Annotated in this window: 15 protein-coding genes; 14 read left to right on the top strand and 1 reads right to left on the bottom strand. The window is 60.6% G+C overall.

The genetic code is table 11. From position 1 onward, the window contains the following. Positions 1-34 precede the first annotated feature (34 nt). Positions 35-826: a methyltransferase domain-containing protein gene (locus tag AB4Y71_RS11645; protein ID WP_441720507.1), complete on the top strand. Its 792-nt coding sequence runs from the start codon at positions 35-37 to the stop codon at positions 824-826. A 74-nt stretch (positions 827-900) separates the two neighbouring features. Here AB4Y71_RS11645 and AB4Y71_RS11640 read toward each other — a convergent pair whose 3' ends face one another. Beyond that, the gene (locus tag AB4Y71_RS11640; protein ID WP_441720505.1) at positions 901-1554 is read right to left on the bottom strand and encodes an MBL fold metallo-hydrolase; all 654 of its coding nucleotides are present in this window, start codon (positions 1552-1554) and stop codon (positions 901-903) included. Between the two features lie 82 nt (positions 1555-1636). Here AB4Y71_RS11640 and AB4Y71_RS11635 point away from each other — a divergent pair, with 82 nt between their 5' ends. The 13 genes from AB4Y71_RS11635 to secG all read left to right on the top strand — a co-directional run bounded on the left by AB4Y71_RS11635 (position 1637) and on the right by secG (position 15596). Beyond that, positions 1637-2014 carry a GntR family transcriptional regulator gene (locus AB4Y71_RS11635; RefSeq protein WP_441720504.1) on the top strand — a complete coding sequence of 126 codons (378 nt, stop codon included), beginning with the start codon at positions 1637-1639 and terminating at the stop codon, positions 2012-2014. A 138-nt stretch (positions 2015-2152) separates the two neighbouring features. Further along, entirely contained in the window at positions 2153-5023 is a 2871-nt protein-coding gene (gene uvrA / locus AB4Y71_RS11630) for an excinuclease ABC subunit UvrA (protein WP_134779987.1), read from the top strand. A gap of 86 nt (positions 5024-5109) precedes the next feature. Beyond that, entirely contained in the window at positions 5110-5814 is a 705-nt protein-coding gene (locus AB4Y71_RS11625; protein ID WP_223261485.1) for an HAD hydrolase-like protein, read from the top strand. After that, the gene (locus tag AB4Y71_RS11620; protein WP_013349253.1) at positions 5815-6486 is read left to right on the top strand and encodes a lysophospholipid acyltransferase family protein; all 672 of its coding nucleotides are present in this window, start codon (positions 5815-5817) and stop codon (positions 6484-6486) included. A 3-nt stretch (positions 6487-6489) separates the two neighbouring features. After that, complete coding sequence (gene uvrC / locus AB4Y71_RS11615; RefSeq protein ID WP_441720502.1) at positions 6490-8433, top strand: excinuclease ABC subunit UvrC; 1944 nt, start codon at positions 6490-6492, stop codon at positions 8431-8433. Between the two features lie 9 nt (positions 8434-8442). Beyond that, a complete protein-coding gene (gene rapZ / locus AB4Y71_RS11610; protein WP_013349251.1) occupies positions 8443-9336 on the top strand; it encodes an RNase adapter RapZ in 894 nt (297 codons plus the stop codon). A 5-nt stretch (positions 9337-9341) separates the two neighbouring features. After that, positions 9342-10367: a gluconeogenesis factor YvcK family protein gene (locus AB4Y71_RS11605; protein WP_102597517.1), complete on the top strand. Its 1026-nt coding sequence runs from the start codon at positions 9342-9344 to the stop codon at positions 10365-10367. 27 nt (positions 10368-10394) lie between these two features. Then, complete coding sequence (gene whiA, locus AB4Y71_RS11600) at positions 10395-11375, top strand: DNA-binding protein WhiA (protein WP_134779990.1); 981 nt, start codon at positions 10395-10397, stop codon at positions 11373-11375. A 60-nt stretch (positions 11376-11435) separates the two neighbouring features. Next, complete coding sequence (locus tag AB4Y71_RS11595) at positions 11436-12065, top strand: superoxide dismutase (RefSeq protein ID WP_013349248.1); 630 nt, start codon at positions 11436-11438, stop codon at positions 12063-12065. Between the two features lie 184 nt (positions 12066-12249). Beyond that, positions 12250-13257, top strand: coding sequence for a type I glyceraldehyde-3-phosphate dehydrogenase (gene gap / locus AB4Y71_RS11590; protein WP_013349247.1), 1008 nt, complete (start codon positions 12250-12252; stop codon positions 13255-13257). Positions 13258-13273: 16 nt separating this feature from the next. After that, positions 13274-14503 carry a phosphoglycerate kinase gene (locus AB4Y71_RS11585; RefSeq protein WP_441720500.1) on the top strand — a complete coding sequence of 410 codons (1230 nt, stop codon included), beginning with the start codon at positions 13274-13276 and terminating at the stop codon, positions 14501-14503. A gap of 3 nt (positions 14504-14506) precedes the next feature. After that, positions 14507-15322 carry a triose-phosphate isomerase gene (gene tpiA / locus AB4Y71_RS11580; protein ID WP_134779992.1) on the top strand — a complete coding sequence of 272 codons (816 nt, stop codon included), beginning with the start codon at positions 14507-14509 and terminating at the stop codon, positions 15320-15322. Between the two features lie 22 nt (positions 15323-15344). Next, positions 15345-15596: a preprotein translocase subunit SecG gene (gene secG / locus AB4Y71_RS11575; protein WP_102597522.1), complete on the top strand. Its 252-nt coding sequence runs from the start codon at positions 15345-15347 to the stop codon at positions 15594-15596. Positions 15597-15605: the final 9 nt, after the last annotated feature.

Below are 15605 nucleotides of genomic sequence, written 5' to 3'. Positions count from 1 at the left end.
TTGTTGCCTGCGCCTCGGGTTTAGGCTCGGGAATATGAAATGGGATCCGAGTAAATACACTGAATTCTCCGATTACCGCGGCAGGCCATACACGGATTTGCTGGGGCAGCTAGGGCAGATCGATGCGTCGAAGATCATTGATCTGGGCTGCGGGCCGGGAAACATGACCCGCTTGCTGGCACAACGCTGGCCTGATGCGCAGGTGGAAGGCCTGGATTCCTCGGCCGAGATGATTGCCAAGGCGCAATCCAGCGTTCAGGAGCCGAATCTGAACTTTGCGCTCGCCGATGCGACCACTTGGCATCCGGATGCCGACACCGACTTGCTCTTCTCCAATGCGATGCTGCAGTGGGTGCCCGGGCACCGGCAGTTGCTCGCCGGTTGGCTCAAGGAACTGAAGGTCGGTGCGAGTGTGGCGATCCAGATCCCGGGGAACTTCGGTTCGCCCTCGCACGCGGTGATGCGCCAAGTAGCGGACAGTCCCAAGTGGGCCGATCAGCTGTCTGGAGTGCTGCGCCATGTCGATGTGGTGGGGGAGCCCGATGAATACCAGCGGATCTTCCTGGAGGCCGGGGTGCAGGCCAACGTGTGGGAGTCGACCTACCAGCAGCTGCTCGTGGGTGAAGACCCGATCCTGAACTGGGTGCGCGGCACCGCTTTGCTGCCGATCCGCGCTGCACTCAGCGCCCCGGACTACGCGCAGTTCGAGAACGACTACCGTGTGGCGGTGGCAGAACACTACCCATCCTTCACCGCACAGGATGGCACCGTACTGACGAACTTCCCCTTCCGCCGGATCTTCATGATCGGCCACAAGCTCGGCTGATCAATGAACCGCATACAGCACTGCCCCTGGCCGAGGATTACTCCCAGCCAGGGGCAGTGCCGTGGCAGATGGTCCTACCAGCCGCGTTCGCGCCATTCGCCAAGGTGCGGACGCTCGGTGCCGACCGTGGTGGAATCGCCATGGCCCGGGAGGACCTTGGCCCCATCGGAGAACTGTTCGAAGATGCGTTCGGTGACATCATCCAGCAGCGAAGTGAAGCGCTCAGGATCCTTCCATGTGTTGCCAACGCCTCCGGGGAAGAGGCTGTCGCCGCTGAAGATGACTTCCTGGCCGGAGGAATCAGTCAGCGCGTAGGCCATGGAACCCGGGGTGTGCCCGCGCAGGTGGATCGCGGTGATCACGACATCCCTGAGCTGCAGTTGATCGCCATGGGCCAGCGGAGTGCTGATCCGCACCGAGCATTCCTCGGCGATGCCCGCGACGTCATCCGTACCGGCATAAGTGGGAACCGGGTACTTGGCCACAGCCTGGGCCAGGGCACGCACATGGTCCCAATGCTGGTGCGTGGTGGCGATGCCGATGAGACGGGGATTGACCGCATCGCCCAGCGCTGAGCCGATGAGCTGCTCAATGGCCGGCATGTCATCGGCGGCATCGATCAGCAACTGCTCTCCGGACTTCCGATTGGTCACCAAATACACGTTGTTGGCCATGTCGGAGACCGAAACCCGGCGGATGGCCACATCATCTAGTAATAGTTCGTTCATGCACCCAGCGTACGACGAAGCACCCTGCTGACGCGATAGGCTCGGTTCAGGACCGAATGCAATCTACCGATTGGACAGCAGGATGACTGAACTGGCATTCATCAAGATCGAACCGACTTCGGGCATCGCCCCCTACCAGCAGGTCCGCGAGCAGATCCTCGCGGCGATCGCCAAGGGCAAGCTGGCTCCTGGAACTAAGCTGCCCTCGGTCCGTGCGCTCGCCGGTAACCTCAACCTCGCTGTCAACACCGTGGCCAAGGTCTATAAGGAACTTGAGCTGCAAGGTGCGGTCGTGACCCGCGGACGGCATGGCACCACCGTGCAGGCGGCCGAGAACCGTGCCGAGCAGGAAGTCAGCGATGCCGCTGCGGATCTGGCCCGCATTGCCCAGACCTGGTCGGTAGATGAAGCCACCGCGGTCAAGTACCTGCGCGCGGCTTTCAGCTCGCTGCCGCGCTAGGGATCCCGCCGGATGGAACGGCGGCGCACACGCTAAGAAAGGCCTTCGCGCATGCGGCGGGCAGCCGAAAGGAAAATTATCTGTGAGTTGCATCCATTCGCACACGTATTCGAAGTAGTTTTCGATTAGTATGGCTTCGTGGCTATTTCATCAGAGAGCAAAACAACTGATCTGACTCGCTTGGTCGTCAAAGGTGCCCGCGAGCACAACCTGAAGAACGTGGACATTGATCTTCCACGTGACGCAATGATCGTTTTTACCGGCCTGTCCGGTTCGGGCAAGTCTTCGCTTGCCTTCGACACGATCTTCGCCGAAGGCCAGCGCCGCTACGTCGAGTCGCTCTCTGCCTACGCCCGCATGTTCCTAGGCCAGGTGGACAAGCCCGACGTGGACTTCATCGAAGGCCTCTCGCCTGCGGTGTCCATCGACCAGAAGTCGACCAGCCGCAACCCGCGTTCGACCGTCGGCACGATCACCGAAGTGTACGACTACATGCGTCTGCTGTGGGCACGCGTTGGTCGTCCGCATTGCCCCATCTGCAACGAGCCGATCTCCAAGCAGACTCCCCAGCAGATCGTCGATCAGCTCATGGAGCTGCCCGAAAAGACCCGCTTCCAGATCCTTGCCCCGGTGGTGCGTTCACGCAAGGGCGAGTTCGTGGACCTGTTCGCAGAGCTCTCCTCCAAGGGCTTCGCCCGCGCCCGCGTCGATGGCGCCACCATCCAGCTGAACGATCCGCCGAAGCTGGCCAAGCAGGTCAAGCACACCATCGAGGTGGTCGTGGACCGTTTGGCGATCAAGGAGGATGCCCGCCAGCGCCTGACCGACTCCATCGAAACCGCACTGGGCATCGCCGAAGGCCGCGTACTGGCGGACTTCGTGGACCTGGACGAGGATGACCCGAAGCGGGTGCGCGCATTCTCCGAGAACCTGGCCTGCCCCAATGAGCACCCGCTGGCCATCGACGAGATCGAACCACGCACCTTCTCCTTCAACAACCCCTTCGGCGCCTGCTCGGCCTGCTCCGGCATCGGCACCAAGCTGGAAGTCGATGAGCACCTGATCGTCCCGGATCCCGAGGTCACCCTGGCCGAGGGCGCGATCGCCCCATGGTCGCTGGGCAAGGCCACCACGGAATACTGGAACCGCCTGATCGAAGGCCTGGGCAACGACCTGGGGTTCACCATGGACACCCGCTGGCAGGATCTGCCAGCGCCGGCGCGTGAAGCCATTCTGAACGGCAAGGACCACAAGGTCGTCGTGCAGTACAAGAACCGTTTCGGCCGCGAACGCAAGTACTCCACCGGCTTCGAAGGCGTCATCTCCTACGTGCACCGCAAGCACGAAGAGACCGAATCGGACCATGCCCGCGACCGCTACGAGCAGTACATGCGCCAGATCCCATGCCCCACCTGCGGCGGCGCCCGATTGAACCCTGCATCGCTGTCGGTGCTCGTCGGCGGACGCTCCATCGCGGAAGTCTCGGCCATGGATTTGCGCAGTGCCGCGCAGTTCCTTTCCAGCATCCAGCTCACCGAGCGCGAAGCGAAGATCGCCGCGCAGGTGCTCAAGGAAATCGACGCGCGCATGAAGTTCCTGCTCGACGTGGGCCTGGAATACCTGACCCTGGAACGCGCTGCCGGCACCCTTTCCGGCGGCGAAGCGCAGCGCATCCGCCTGGCCACCCAGATCGGCTCCGGCCTGGTCGGCGTGCTCTACGTGCTCGACGAGCCATCCATCGGCCTGCACCAGCGCGATAACCGCCGGCTGATCGACACCCTGCTGCACCTGCGATCGCTGGGCAACACCCTGATCGTGGTGGAGCACGACGAAGACACCATTGCCGAAGCCGACTGGATCGTGGACATCGGCCCGGGCGCCGGCGAACACGGCGGCGAAGTCGTGCACTCCGGCTCGCTGGAAGGCTTGAAAGCGAACACCAAGTCGCTGACCGGCGACTACCTCTCGGGGCGCAAGCAGATCGACATTCCGGACAAGCGCCGCAAGGTCGACAAGGACCGCAAGCTCAAGGTGGTCGGCGCGAACGAGAACAACCTGCAGAACATCTCCGTGGACTTCCCGCTGGGCGTACTGACCGCGGTGACCGGCGTGTCCGGATCGGGCAAGTCCACCCTGGTCAACGACATCCTGTACAAGGTGCTGGCCAATAAGCTCAATGGGGCCAAGCAGGTGCCCGGACGCCACACCCGCGTGCAGGGCCTGGAGCACCTGGACAAGGTCGTGCACGTGGACCAGTCGCCGATTGGCCGTACCCCGCGCTCCAACCCGGCCACCTACACCGGTGTTTTCGACCACATCCGCAAGCTCTTCGCGGAGACCAACGAAGCGAAGCTGCGCGGCTACCAGCCGGGGCGCTTCTCCTTCAACGTCAAGGGCGGACGCTGCGAGTCCTGCTCGGGCGATGGCACGCTGAAGATCGAGATGAACTTCCTGCCCGACGTGTACGTGCCGTGCGAGGTCTGCCATGGGGAACGCTACAACCGCGAAACCCTGCAGGTGCTCTACAAAGGCAAGAACATCGCCGACGTGCTGAACATGCCAATCGCCGAAGGTGCCGAATTCTTCAGCGCCTTCACCCCGATCGCCCGCCACCTGCGCACGCTGGTGGATGTCGGCTTGGGCTATGTGCGCCTGGGACAGCCTGCTACGACGCTGTCTGGCGGCGAAGCCCAGCGTGTGAAGCTGGCCGCAGAACTGCAGAAGCGTTCCAACGGCCGGTCCATTTACGTGCTCGATGAGCCGACCACCGGCCTGCACTTCGAGGACATCCGCAAGCTGCTCAAGGTACTCCAGGGCCTGGTGGACAAGGGCAACACCGTGTTGACCATTGAGCACAACCTCGATGTGATCAAGTCCGCGGACTGGGTGATCGACCTGGGTCCGGAAGGCGGTTCGGGCGGTGGCACGATTTTGGCCACCGGCACCCCGGAGAAGGTGGCCAAGGTGGCCGATTCGCACACCGGAAAGTTCCTCGCCGAGATCCTGTAATGCCTCGCGGAGAATGTTCGACATATGCAATTTCAGTTATGGATTGCTAACCCGCGTCCGCTTCATGGGAAGATGGCTAGGTGAATATGTCGGTAACAAGTGTGCTTTTCGATCTGGATGGGACCCTCGTGGACCCTGCCGGTGCCATAACTTCGGGTATCCGCCACGCGGTCACCTCCCACGGTTTGGCCGATCCTGGCGAGGCACGAGTCGAAGCTCTGGTGGGTCCGCCCCTGCAAATTGGGCTGCGCACGCTTGACGGCGTTACCGACGAGAATATCGACTCGATTATCGCCGGCTACCGTGCACGGTACGCCGAAGTCGGCATGGGCCAGTCGGTGATCTATCCGGGCATCGTGGCGCTTTTGGACGCACTGCGCGAAGCCGGGATCCATGTCGCGGTGACCACTGCCAAGCCGATCAACATTGCTCGCCAGCTCATTGCCCGGAAGGGCCTGGATGCGCATTTGGATGCGATCCACGGCAACGCTGACGAGCATGGCTCCATGGGCTCTAGCAAAACGCACATTGTGGCCGAAGCGCTGCAGCACGGCAAGCTGGATCCGGCAACCAGCGTCGTGGTGGGGGACCGCCACTATGACTGGGATGCCGCACGGGCGAACTCGGTGGCATCCATCGGCGTTGCCTGGGGCTTCGCCCAAGACGGAGAGCTGCAGCAAGCCGACGCAATCGCAGCGACCACCAAAGAACTAGCCGTACTCCTGCTCGGAACGCAGGTGGCGGCCAAACTAGGCCTCGACGAGAACCTCATGCAGGAAGGTGCAAAGTAGATGAGCATCTACACCATGACCCGTTCGTCGATTCGGGGCATCATCCACGGCGTGTGCCGTGCGGAAGTCACCGGGCTGGAGAACGTGCCCAAGGAGGGCGGCTTCATCGTCGCCTCCAACCACCTGTCCTTCTTCGACTCGCTGATCATCCAGGCGCTGACCCCGCGCGATGTCGCGTTCTTTGCCAAAGCCGAGTACTTCACCACTCCTGGCCTCAAGGGCAAGATGATGAAGACCTTCTTCGAATCCGTGGGCTCCATTCCGGTGCAGCGCGGTGAGCAGGCCGCCTCGGTGGCAGCCCTTGACTCGCTGGTGGAAATCGTTGAAAACGGCAGCGGCATCGGCATTTACCCCGAGGGCACCCGTTCGCGCGACGGCAAGCTGTACCGCGGACGCACCGGAGTGGGCTGGCTCGCGCTGACCACCGGCGTCCCAGTGGTCCCGGTGGGCCTGATCGGTACCGAGAAGCTGCAGCCTGCCGGTTCCAAGGGCTTCCGCCCGGCCAAATTCCATATCCACTACGGAGAGCCGCTGTATTTCGACCAGCTCGGACGCAAGCACCCGCTGCCGCAGCGCCGCCAGGCCACCGACCGCATCGTTGATGCGATCGCCGAGCTGTCGGGCCAGGAACGCGTCGACTCCTATAACCAGTTGCCGCCGGACGCGAAATAGACCATGGCTGATCCGGCGAGCTACCGTCCGAAAACTTCGGACATCCCCACGAAACCGGGCGTGTACCGTTTCCGCGACGAGCACGGCCGGGTTATCTATGTCGGCAAAGCGAAGGTCCTGCGTAACCGCCTGACCTCCTACTTCGCCAACCCTGACCGGCTCACGCCCAAAACCCGGGCGATGGTATTCACCGCCGGCAGCGTGGAGTGGACCGTGGTCGGCTCGGAGCTTGAAGCCCTGCAGCTGGAGTACTCCTGGATCAAGGAATACAACCCGCGCTTCAACATCGTCTTCCGCGACGACAAGACCTACCCGTACCTGGCTATCACGCTCAACGAGAAGTACCCGCGGGCACTGGTGATGCGCGGAGACAAGCGCAAGGGCGTGAAGTACTTCGGCCCGTTCTATCCAGCCAAGGCCATCCGCGAAACCCTGGACACCCTGTTGCGCGTGTTCCCGGTGCGCAGCTGCGCCCCCGGAGTCTTCAAGCGTGCCGAAGCCTCGGGCCGCCCGTGCCTGCTGGGCTACATCGACAAATGCTCTGCTCCCTGCGTGGGGCGGATCAGCGAAGAAGACCATCGCCAGCTCGCCGATGACCTGTGCACCTTCATGAGCGGTGAAGCTACCAAATTCACCAAGGCGCTCACCGTCAAGATGCAAGAGGCCGTGGCAGAGCTCGAATACGAGAAGGCCGCCCGGTATCGCGATGACATTGCGGCGCTGAAGAAGGTCTTTGAACGCAACGCCGTGGTGCTTGATGACCGGACCGAAGCGGATATCTTCGGCATCCACGATGATGAGCTGGAAGCGGCCGTTCAGGTCTTCCATGTGCGCGATGGCCGGATCCGCTCCCAGCGCGGCTGGGTCGTGGAAAAAGTCGCCGACACCACCGAAGCTGAATTTGTCGAGCAGCTCCTCACCCAGGTGTATGCCGATCATGCCGATCGCATTCCCAAGGAAATCCTGGTTCCTGCGTTGCCTGAGGAGATCGAAGATGTCACCACCTGGCTCACCGAGCTGCGTGGTTCCAAGGTCTCCTTGCGGGTAGCACAACGTGGTGACAAAGCCGCCTTGGCTTCCACGGTGGAAGAGAATGCTGAGCAGGCGCTGCGCCTGCACAAGTCCAAGCGTGCAGGAGACATCACCACCCGCTCGCTGGCCATGCAGGAACTGCAAGACGCCTTGGGTGCTGAACAAGCGCTGCTGCGCATCGAATGCTACGACGCTTCCCATACCCAGGGGACCAATGTGGTTGCTTCCATGGTCGTCTTTGAAGACGGGCTGCCCAAGAAGAGCGAGTACCGCAAGTTCTCCATCACCGGAGATGCTGCACGCGATGATACCGCCAGCATGTACGACGTGATTTATCGCCGATTCAGCCGCTACCTGAAGGAAAAGGTCGATCCTGCGAGCTTCGCGACCGGGGAAGTGGACGGGGAGTCGGGGGAGCAAGAAAAGAAGAAGTTCTCCTACCCGCCATCCTTGGTCATCGTTGACGGTGGACCGCCGCAGGTTGCCGCCGCGCAAAAGGCCATGGACGATTTGGGTATCGATGACATTCCCGTGGTCGGCCTGGCCAAGCGCCTGGAAGAGCTGTGGCTGCCAGATGATCCGTTCCCGGTGATTTTGCCGCGTGCCTCGGCTGCTCTGTATTTGGTCCAGCGTCTGCGCGATGAAGCGCACCGTTTCGCGATCACGTTCCACCGTGCCAAGCGTGCCAAGTCGATGATTTCCTCGGACCTGGACGCAATCCCGGGGCTGGGCAAATCCAAGCAGGCTGCGTTGCGCAAGCATTTTGGATCGATGAAGAAGATCCGGGCCGCGAGCGTGGAAGAACTGATGGATGTGCCTGGAGTCGGTGAGAAACTTGCGACTTCCATCAAAGACTCCCTAGAAGATTCTTCACTTTCGGGTGTGAATATGACTACTGGCGAAATTGTCGACTAGCCTTGTGATATGACCGCTGAGTATGAAGCAGTAAAGCCCCCTGAGTCCGAACTGGTGATCGTAACTGGCATGTCAGGTGCCGGTCGCACCACAGTCGCGCATGCTCTGGAAGACCAGGGCTGGTACGTAGTGGAGAACCTTCCACCGGCCATGCTTGGACCGTTGACGGAGATGATGAGCCGTTCGCAGGGTTCCATCCCGAAGATGGCCGTCGTGATGGACGTGCGCTCCAAGGAGATGTTCCCGGAGATTCGTGATGCGCTGGCAAATCTGACTGCCAGCGGCGTGAAGTTCCGCTTGGTGTACCTTGATGCCAGCGACGAGGTGCTGATCCGCCGTTTCGAGCAGGGGCGCCGTCCTCATCCGCTGCAGGGCGATGGCCGAATCGTCGACGGCATCAAGCGCGAACGCGGAATTACCGATCAATTGCGTGAAGCTGCCGAAATCATCTTGGACTCCACCAGCATGTCGGTCCATGACCTGGCCCGTTCGGTCAATGAGCTGTTCAGCGAATCAGGTCCGATCATCCTGCGCATAAACGTGATGAGCTTCGGATTCAAGTACGGACTGCCCGCAGATGCCAATTACGTGGCAGATGTCCGCTTCATTCCCAACCCGCACTGGGTCCCGGAACTGCGCCCGCAGACCGGTAAGGACAAGGAAGTTTCGGACTATGTGCTCAGCCAAGAAGGCACCAGCGAGTTCATCGAGAACTACCTCAAGGCACTGGAGCCGGTCTTTGAAGGCTACCGTCGCGAAAATAAGCACTACGCAACCATTGCCGTGGGCTGCACCGGCGGCAAGCACCGATCGGTAGCGACCACCATTGAGTTGGGACGACGACTGGCACAGTTCCCGAACGTCAGGGTCAACATCAGCCACCGAGATCTGGGGCGTGAATAAGAACCATGGCCTTTGCTACAGGTCCGATCCCAATTCAGGGGCTGACTCGAAGTGACGATTATCGCAACCCCTCAGTTGTTGCGCTCGGCGGGGGACACGGGCTGTCCTCTTCGCTCTCTGCGCTGCGACGGCTGACCACCGACCTGACAGCTATCGTGACGGTGGCTGATGACGGCGGCAGCTCTGGGCGCCTGCGCGGATCTTTCGATGTCCTGCCACCGGGTGACTTGCGCATGGCCTTGGCGGCGCTATGCGACGACAATGACTGGGGCCGTACCTGGCGCGATGTCATGCAATACCGCTTCGAATCGACCGAGAACGTTGAAGAACCGCTCAATGGACATGCCGTCGGCAACCTTCTGATTCTGGCGCTGTGGGAGCTGCTGGATAATCCGGTAGCCGGACTGCGCTGGGCCGGAGCGCTGCTTGGCGCCCGCGGGCAGGTGTTGCCGATGAGCACGACTCCACTGTCTATCCACGGCGAAGTGCTTGAAACCGACCCGGTGAACGATACGTTGATCCGCCGCCGGATCGATGGGCAGGCGAAGCTGGCTCGTGCCGGTTCTGGCGGTCTGGTCACCCAGGTCTACCTGGAACCAGCCGATGCGCCGGCTTGCTCCGAAGCGTTGGAATCCATCGACCTGGCCGACTGGGTGATCCTGGGACCTGGCTCTTGGTACACCTCGGTGCTTCCGCATCTGCTGTTGCCCGATATGCGCCAAGCGCTGTCCTCGACCACGGCCAAGAAGCTGCTGACGATGAATCTGGCATTCGAGACTGCAGAGACTTCCGGGATGGATGCCGCAGCCCACTTGGAAGTCCTGGTGCGCTATGCGCCGGAGGTCAAATTCGATGCAATTATCGCCGACGAATCGAAGATTCGTAACAAGGAGCGATTTGAGCTGGCAGCGCAAAAACTCGGAGCGCGTGTCTTTTTTAGTACAGTAGGAGTATCTGACGGTCGTGCCGTGCACGACCCGTTGCGACTAGCGGCGGCCTATCACGAGGTGTTTACCGCGATCGGGTCTTAGGAAGATCCAAGTAAGGGAGTTTGATTCATGGCATTGACGGCTTCCGTCAAAGACGAGCTGTCGCGGGTAGAGATTCGCAAGCCATCGGTCCGCAAGGCTGAGGTTTCGACCATGCTCCGCTTCAGCGGCGGACTGCACATTGTCTCCGGGCGAATTGTCATCGAAGCTGAAGTTGACCTGGCAGCCACTGCCCGGCGGTTGAAGATTGCGATCGGCGAGCTCTACGGCCACGACGCTGAGATCGTCATGGTTTCCGGCTCGGGCATTCGCAAGGGCAGCCGCTACATTGTGCGTGTTTCCAAAGACGGCGAAGTACTTGCACGCCAAACCGGTCTGCTTGACCAGCGTGGACGGCCAGTGCGCGGCCTGCCTTCGGTCATCGTCAACGGTTCCACCGCCGACGCCGAAGCAGTATGGCGCGGGGCGTTCCTCTCCCACGGATCGCTGACCGAACCAGGGCGCAGCTCCGCTTTGGAAATCACTTGCCCAGGACCAGAAGCCGCATTGGCGCTGGTTGGTGCAGCACGCCGCCTTGGCCTGACCGTCAAGGCCCGCGAGGTGCGCGGTGTAGACCGTGTAGTGATCCGTGATGGCGATGCCATTGCCCAGCTGCTGACCCGCATGGGCGCACACGATGCGCTCATGGTCTGGGAAGAACGGCGCATGCGCAAGGAAGTGCGTGCCACTGCCAACCGCTTGGCAAACTTCGACGACGCTAATCTGCGCCGCAGTGCGCAGGCAGCGGTAGCTGCGGGTGCTCGCGTGGAACGCGCGCTGAGCATCTTGGGCGACGAAGTTCCTGAGCACCTGCGCTATGCAGGACTGCTGCGTCTGGAACACAAGCAAGCTTCCTTGGATGAGCTTGGCCGCATGGCCGAACCTCCAATGACCAAGGACGCCATTGCTGGTCGAATCCGCCGCCTTTTAGCTATGGCGGATAAGAAAGCCAGCGATCTGGGAATACCAGGTACGGAGTCCAGCGTTCCAGGAGAAGAACTGGAACACTAAAATGTCCCCGCGGGAGCCCTCCCGTGGAGATTCAACCAATTGAAAAGATTGAGGAGAATCATGGCTGTTTATTCACTGCCAGAACTGCAGTACGACTACGCCGCACTGGAGCCGAACATCTCGGCTCGCATCATGGAGCTGCACCACTCCAAGCACCACGCAACCTACGTTGCTGGCGCAAACTCGGCACTGGAGCAGTTGGCTGAAGCTCGCGAAAAGGGCGAATTCGGCAACATCCCTAAGCTGTCCAAGGACCTGGCATTCCACCTCGGTGGCCACACCAACCACTCGATCTTCTGGAACAACCTGTCCCCAGAAGGCGGCGACAAGCCAGAGGGCGAGTTGGCAGCAGCCATCGACGACTTCTTCGGTTCCTTCGACGCTTTCCGCGGCCACTTCACCGCTTCGGCCATGAGCCTGCAGGGCTCCGGCTGGGCAGTTCTGGCTTACGACGCACTGGGCGGCCAGCTGGTCATCGAGCAGCTCTACGATCAGCAGGGCAACATCCCAGTGGCAACCACCCCGCTGCTGATGCTGGACATGTGGGAGCACGCCTTCTACCTGGACTACGTCAACGTGAAGGCTGACTACGTCAAGGCCTTCTGGAACATCGTGAACTGGGCAGATGTCCAGGCTCGTTTCGAAGCGGCCCGCAAGGGTGCAGCATCGCTGATCGTTCCAGGTAAGTAAGACTTATCTGGTAAGGCAGCTCACATTCTGCGCTAATTTAGCGTAGTATGTTTCAAGTGTGTTGCGGATCCCAGCATTTGCTGGGATCCGCAATCACGGCACAACGGAGTGTCCTCTTAAAAGAAGGCCACTTCCGCTTGTGTGCGGTCGTGGCATCATCATCCCATTTAGAGGAGATAGTCACGTGACAACCCGTGTTGGAATCAATGGTTTCGGTCGTATCGGACGCAACTTCTTGCGTGCAGTTCTGGCCCACAAGGCAGACATTGAAATCGTCGCCGTCAATGACCTTGGTTCAATCGATTCGCTTGCTCACCTGGTGAAGTTTGATTCCGTTCTCGGCCCAGTGGGCGAGTCGGTATCCGTAGATGGCGATACCATCGTCGTCGGAGAACGCCGTATCAAGGTCCTGTCTGAGCGCGAGCCAGCCAACCTTCCATGGGGCGAGTTGAACGTCGATGTCGTTATCGAGTCGACCGGATTCTTCACCAACGCAGAAGACGCCAAGAAGCACGTTGCTGCTGGCGCCAAGAAGGTCATCATCTCGGCTCCGGCCAAGAACGAAGACATCACCATCGTGATGGGCGTCAACCAGGACAAGTACGATCCTGCAAACCACGCCATCATTTCGAACGCATCATGCACCACCAACTGCCTGGCTCCAGTAGCCAAGGTGCTGAACGAAGAGTTCGGCATTGTTGATGGCCTGATGACCACCATCCACGCTTACACCGCAGACCAGCGCCTGCAGGACGCACCGCACAGCGACCCACGCCGTGCCCGCGCCGCAGCACTGAACGTCATCCCGACCTCCACCGGTGCCGCCAAGGCCATCGGCGTGGTGCTCCCAGAGCTCAAGGGTAAACTGCACGGTTACGCTATGCGCGTACCAGTTCCAACCGGTTCGGCCACTGACCTGACCGTCAACCTGGCTCGCACCGCAACCGTGGAAGAAATCAACGCAGCATTCGAGAAGGCAGCTGCTGAAGGTTCCTTGAGCGAATACCTTGAGTACTCGACCGATCCACTGGTCTCTTCGGACATCGTGACCAACCCGCACTCGGCAGTTTTCGACTCCGGTCTGACCACCGTGATGGGCAACAGCGTCAAGGTCGTCGCGTGGTACGACAACGAGTGGGGCTACTCCTCGCGACTTGTTGACCTCGTTGAATTCGTGGGATCCAGCCTCTAGTAGATAACCTAGAGACATGTCTTCTCACACCATTGACGAATTGATCGCTGACGACGGTGTCCGCGGACGGTACGTTCTGGTCCGTAGTGACCTGAACGTACCGCTCGACGGTGCAACTGTGACCGATGACGGGCGCGTGCGTGCCTCGCTGCCAGTCATCTCGAAGCTGGCTGAAGCCGGCGCAAAGGTCATCGTAATGGCCCACTTGGGACGTCCCAAGGGCCAGGTCGATGCCAAGTACTCCATCGCTCCAGCGGCTCACCGCTTGAACGAACTCGCTGATTTCGAGGTAACTACCGCCGAAGACGTGGTGGGCGATTCCGCTCGCCAGGGTGCGGCGAACCTCGCTGAAGGCTCCGTACTGGTTCTGGAAAACGTCCGCTTCGATGCTCGCGAAACCTCCAAGGTGGATGCCGAGCGAGAAGAGCTCGCCAAGGAACTGGCTGCACTGACCGGTGAGAATGGCGCTTACGTGAACGACGCTTTCGGCGCCGTGCACCGCAAGCATGCCTCGGTTTACGACATTGCTGGCCTGCTGCCGAGCTACCAGGGGGACCTGGTGGCTACCGAGGTTAAGGTTCTCAAGACCCTGACCGAAGCCCCGAAGCGCCCATATGTTGTGGTACTTGGCGGTTCGAAGGTATCGGACAAGCTCGCTGTCATCGACAACCTGCTGGGCAAGGCCGATCAGCTTCTGATCGGCGGCGGCATGGCGTTCACCTTCCTCAAGGCCCAGGGCTACGCCATTGGCGGCTCGCTGCTTGAAGAAGACCAGATCGCTGTCTGCCAGGAGTACCTGCAGCGCGCTGAGAAGCTCGGTTGCGACATCATCGTGCCAAGCGACGTCGTCGTGGCAAGCAAGTTCGGTGCAGATGCTGAGCATGAGGTGCTGGCCGCAGACAAGATCGAAGAAGCCAGCTTTGGCTCCAACGGCCTTGGCCTGGACATCGGTCCGAAGTCCGCTGAACTGTTCGCAAGCTACATCACCAGCGCAAACACCGTGTTCTGGAACGGCCCAATGGGCGTCTTCGAGATCCCAGCTTTCGCCGAGGGTACCCGTACCGTCGCGCAGGCTCTGGCGGACTCGGAAGCGTTCAGCGTTGTAGGCGGCGGCGACTCCGCTGCAGCCGTACGCGCACTGGGCTTCTCGGAGGATGACTTCGGCCATATCTCCACCGGTGGCGGTGCTTCGCTGGAGTACCTCGAAGGCAAGACCCTGCCGGGTGTTGCCGCATTGGAAGGCTAAATAATGACCATTTCGCAGAACGGCGCCTACGTGCGCCAGCCGCTGATTGCCGGCAACTGGAAGATGAACATGGACCACGTCCAGGGCATCACCCTGGTGCAGAAGCTGGCGTGGACCCTGAAAGACCACGAGCATGATTACGATCGTGCCGAGGTTGCAGTGTTCCCTCCCTTCACCGACATCCGTGGCGTGCAGACCCTGACCTTGGGTGACAAGCTGGATATCGTTTACGGTGCCCAGGACCTGTCCGCACAGGATTCAGGTGCGTACACCGGCGAAATTTCCGGTCAGTTCCTCAAGAAGCTCGGTTGCAGCTACGTACTCGTTGGCCACTCCGAGCGGCGCGAGTACCACAACGAAACCAACCAGGTGATTGCCGCGAAGCTGGCAGCCGCTTACCGCCACGAGCTGACCCCGATGCTTTGCGTCGGAGAAGGCCTGGACGTGCGCAAGGCTGGCGAGCATGTTGCATTCACCTTGGAGCAGTTGGCACAGTCGCTGGAAGGCGTATCCGCTGAGCAGGCCGAAAACCTGGTCATCGCTTACGAACCAGTGTGGGCCATCGGCACCGGTGAAGTTGCAGGACCAGCTGACGCCCAGGAAATGTGCGCCGCCATTCGCGGTGCGCTTGCTGAACGCTTCGGTACGGAGATTGCTGAGAAGACCCAACTGCTCTATGGCGGTAGTGTTAAGGCAGCAAACGCCGCATCGATCATGCGTGAACGCGATGTTGATGGCGTGTTGGTTGGCGGTGCCAGCCTAGACGCTGAAGAATTTGCTAATATTGTCAGGTTCGAGCATCATCTCGTCACCGACTGAATCTAACTAAGGAACCGTCGACTTGGATATTATCAAGATCATTTTGCAGGTATTGCTGGGCATTACCAGCGTCCTGCTCACCCTTTTGATCCTTTTGCATAAGGGCCGTGGTGGCGGTATGTCCGACATGTTCGGCGGCGGCATGACCAGCTCAATGGGATCGTCGGGAGTTGCCGAACGCAACCTGAACCGCATCACCATTATTCTTGGTCTGGTCTGGGGTGCCGTGATCATCGGTCTCGCCCTGGTTCTGAGATTCAGTGCTGAAGGCTAGGCAATAGTT

This window comes from Glutamicibacter sp. MCAF14 (genome assembly GCF_052114325.1).
GTDB classification, from domain to species: Bacteria; Actinomycetota; Actinomycetes; order Actinomycetales; family Micrococcaceae; genus Glutamicibacter; species Glutamicibacter arilaitensis.
This window is presented reverse-complemented; position numbering and strand designations above follow the sequence as displayed.

Excerpts from the sequence above, each read along its gene's own strand:
- AB4Y71_RS11645 (WP_441720507.1), top strand. The coding sequence starts at position 35 with ATGAAATGGGATCCGAGTAAATACACTGAATTCTCCGATTACCGCGGC.
- AB4Y71_RS11640 (WP_441720505.1), bottom strand. The coding sequence starts at position 1,554 with ATGAACGAACTATTACTAGATGATGTGGCCATCCGCCGGGTTTCGGTC.
- AB4Y71_RS11635 (WP_441720504.1), top strand. The coding sequence starts at position 1,637 with ATGACTGAACTGGCATTCATCAAGATCGAACCGACTTCGGGCATCGCC.
- AB4Y71_RS11625 (WP_223261485.1), top strand. The coding sequence starts at position 5,110 with ATGTCGGTAACAAGTGTGCTTTTCGATCTGGATGGGACCCTCGTGGAC.
- AB4Y71_RS11620 (WP_013349253.1), top strand. The coding sequence starts at position 5,815 with ATGAGCATCTACACCATGACCCGTTCGTCGATTCGGGGCATCATCCAC.
- uvrC (WP_441720502.1), top strand. The coding sequence starts at position 6,490 with ATGGCTGATCCGGCGAGCTACCGTCCGAAAACTTCGGACATCCCCACG.
- rapZ (WP_013349251.1), top strand. The coding sequence starts at position 8,443 with ATGACCGCTGAGTATGAAGCAGTAAAGCCCCCTGAGTCCGAACTGGTG.
- AB4Y71_RS11605 (WP_102597517.1), top strand. The coding sequence starts at position 9,342 with ATGGCCTTTGCTACAGGTCCGATCCCAATTCAGGGGCTGACTCGAAGT.
- whiA (WP_134779990.1), top strand. The coding sequence starts at position 10,395 with ATGGCATTGACGGCTTCCGTCAAAGACGAGCTGTCGCGGGTAGAGATT.
- AB4Y71_RS11595 (WP_013349248.1), top strand. The coding sequence starts at position 11,436 with ATGGCTGTTTATTCACTGCCAGAACTGCAGTACGACTACGCCGCACTG.
- AB4Y71_RS11585 (WP_441720500.1), top strand. The coding sequence starts at position 13,274 with ATGTCTTCTCACACCATTGACGAATTGATCGCTGACGACGGTGTCCGC.
- tpiA (WP_134779992.1), top strand. The coding sequence starts at position 14,507 with ATGACCATTTCGCAGAACGGCGCCTACGTGCGCCAGCCGCTGATTGCC.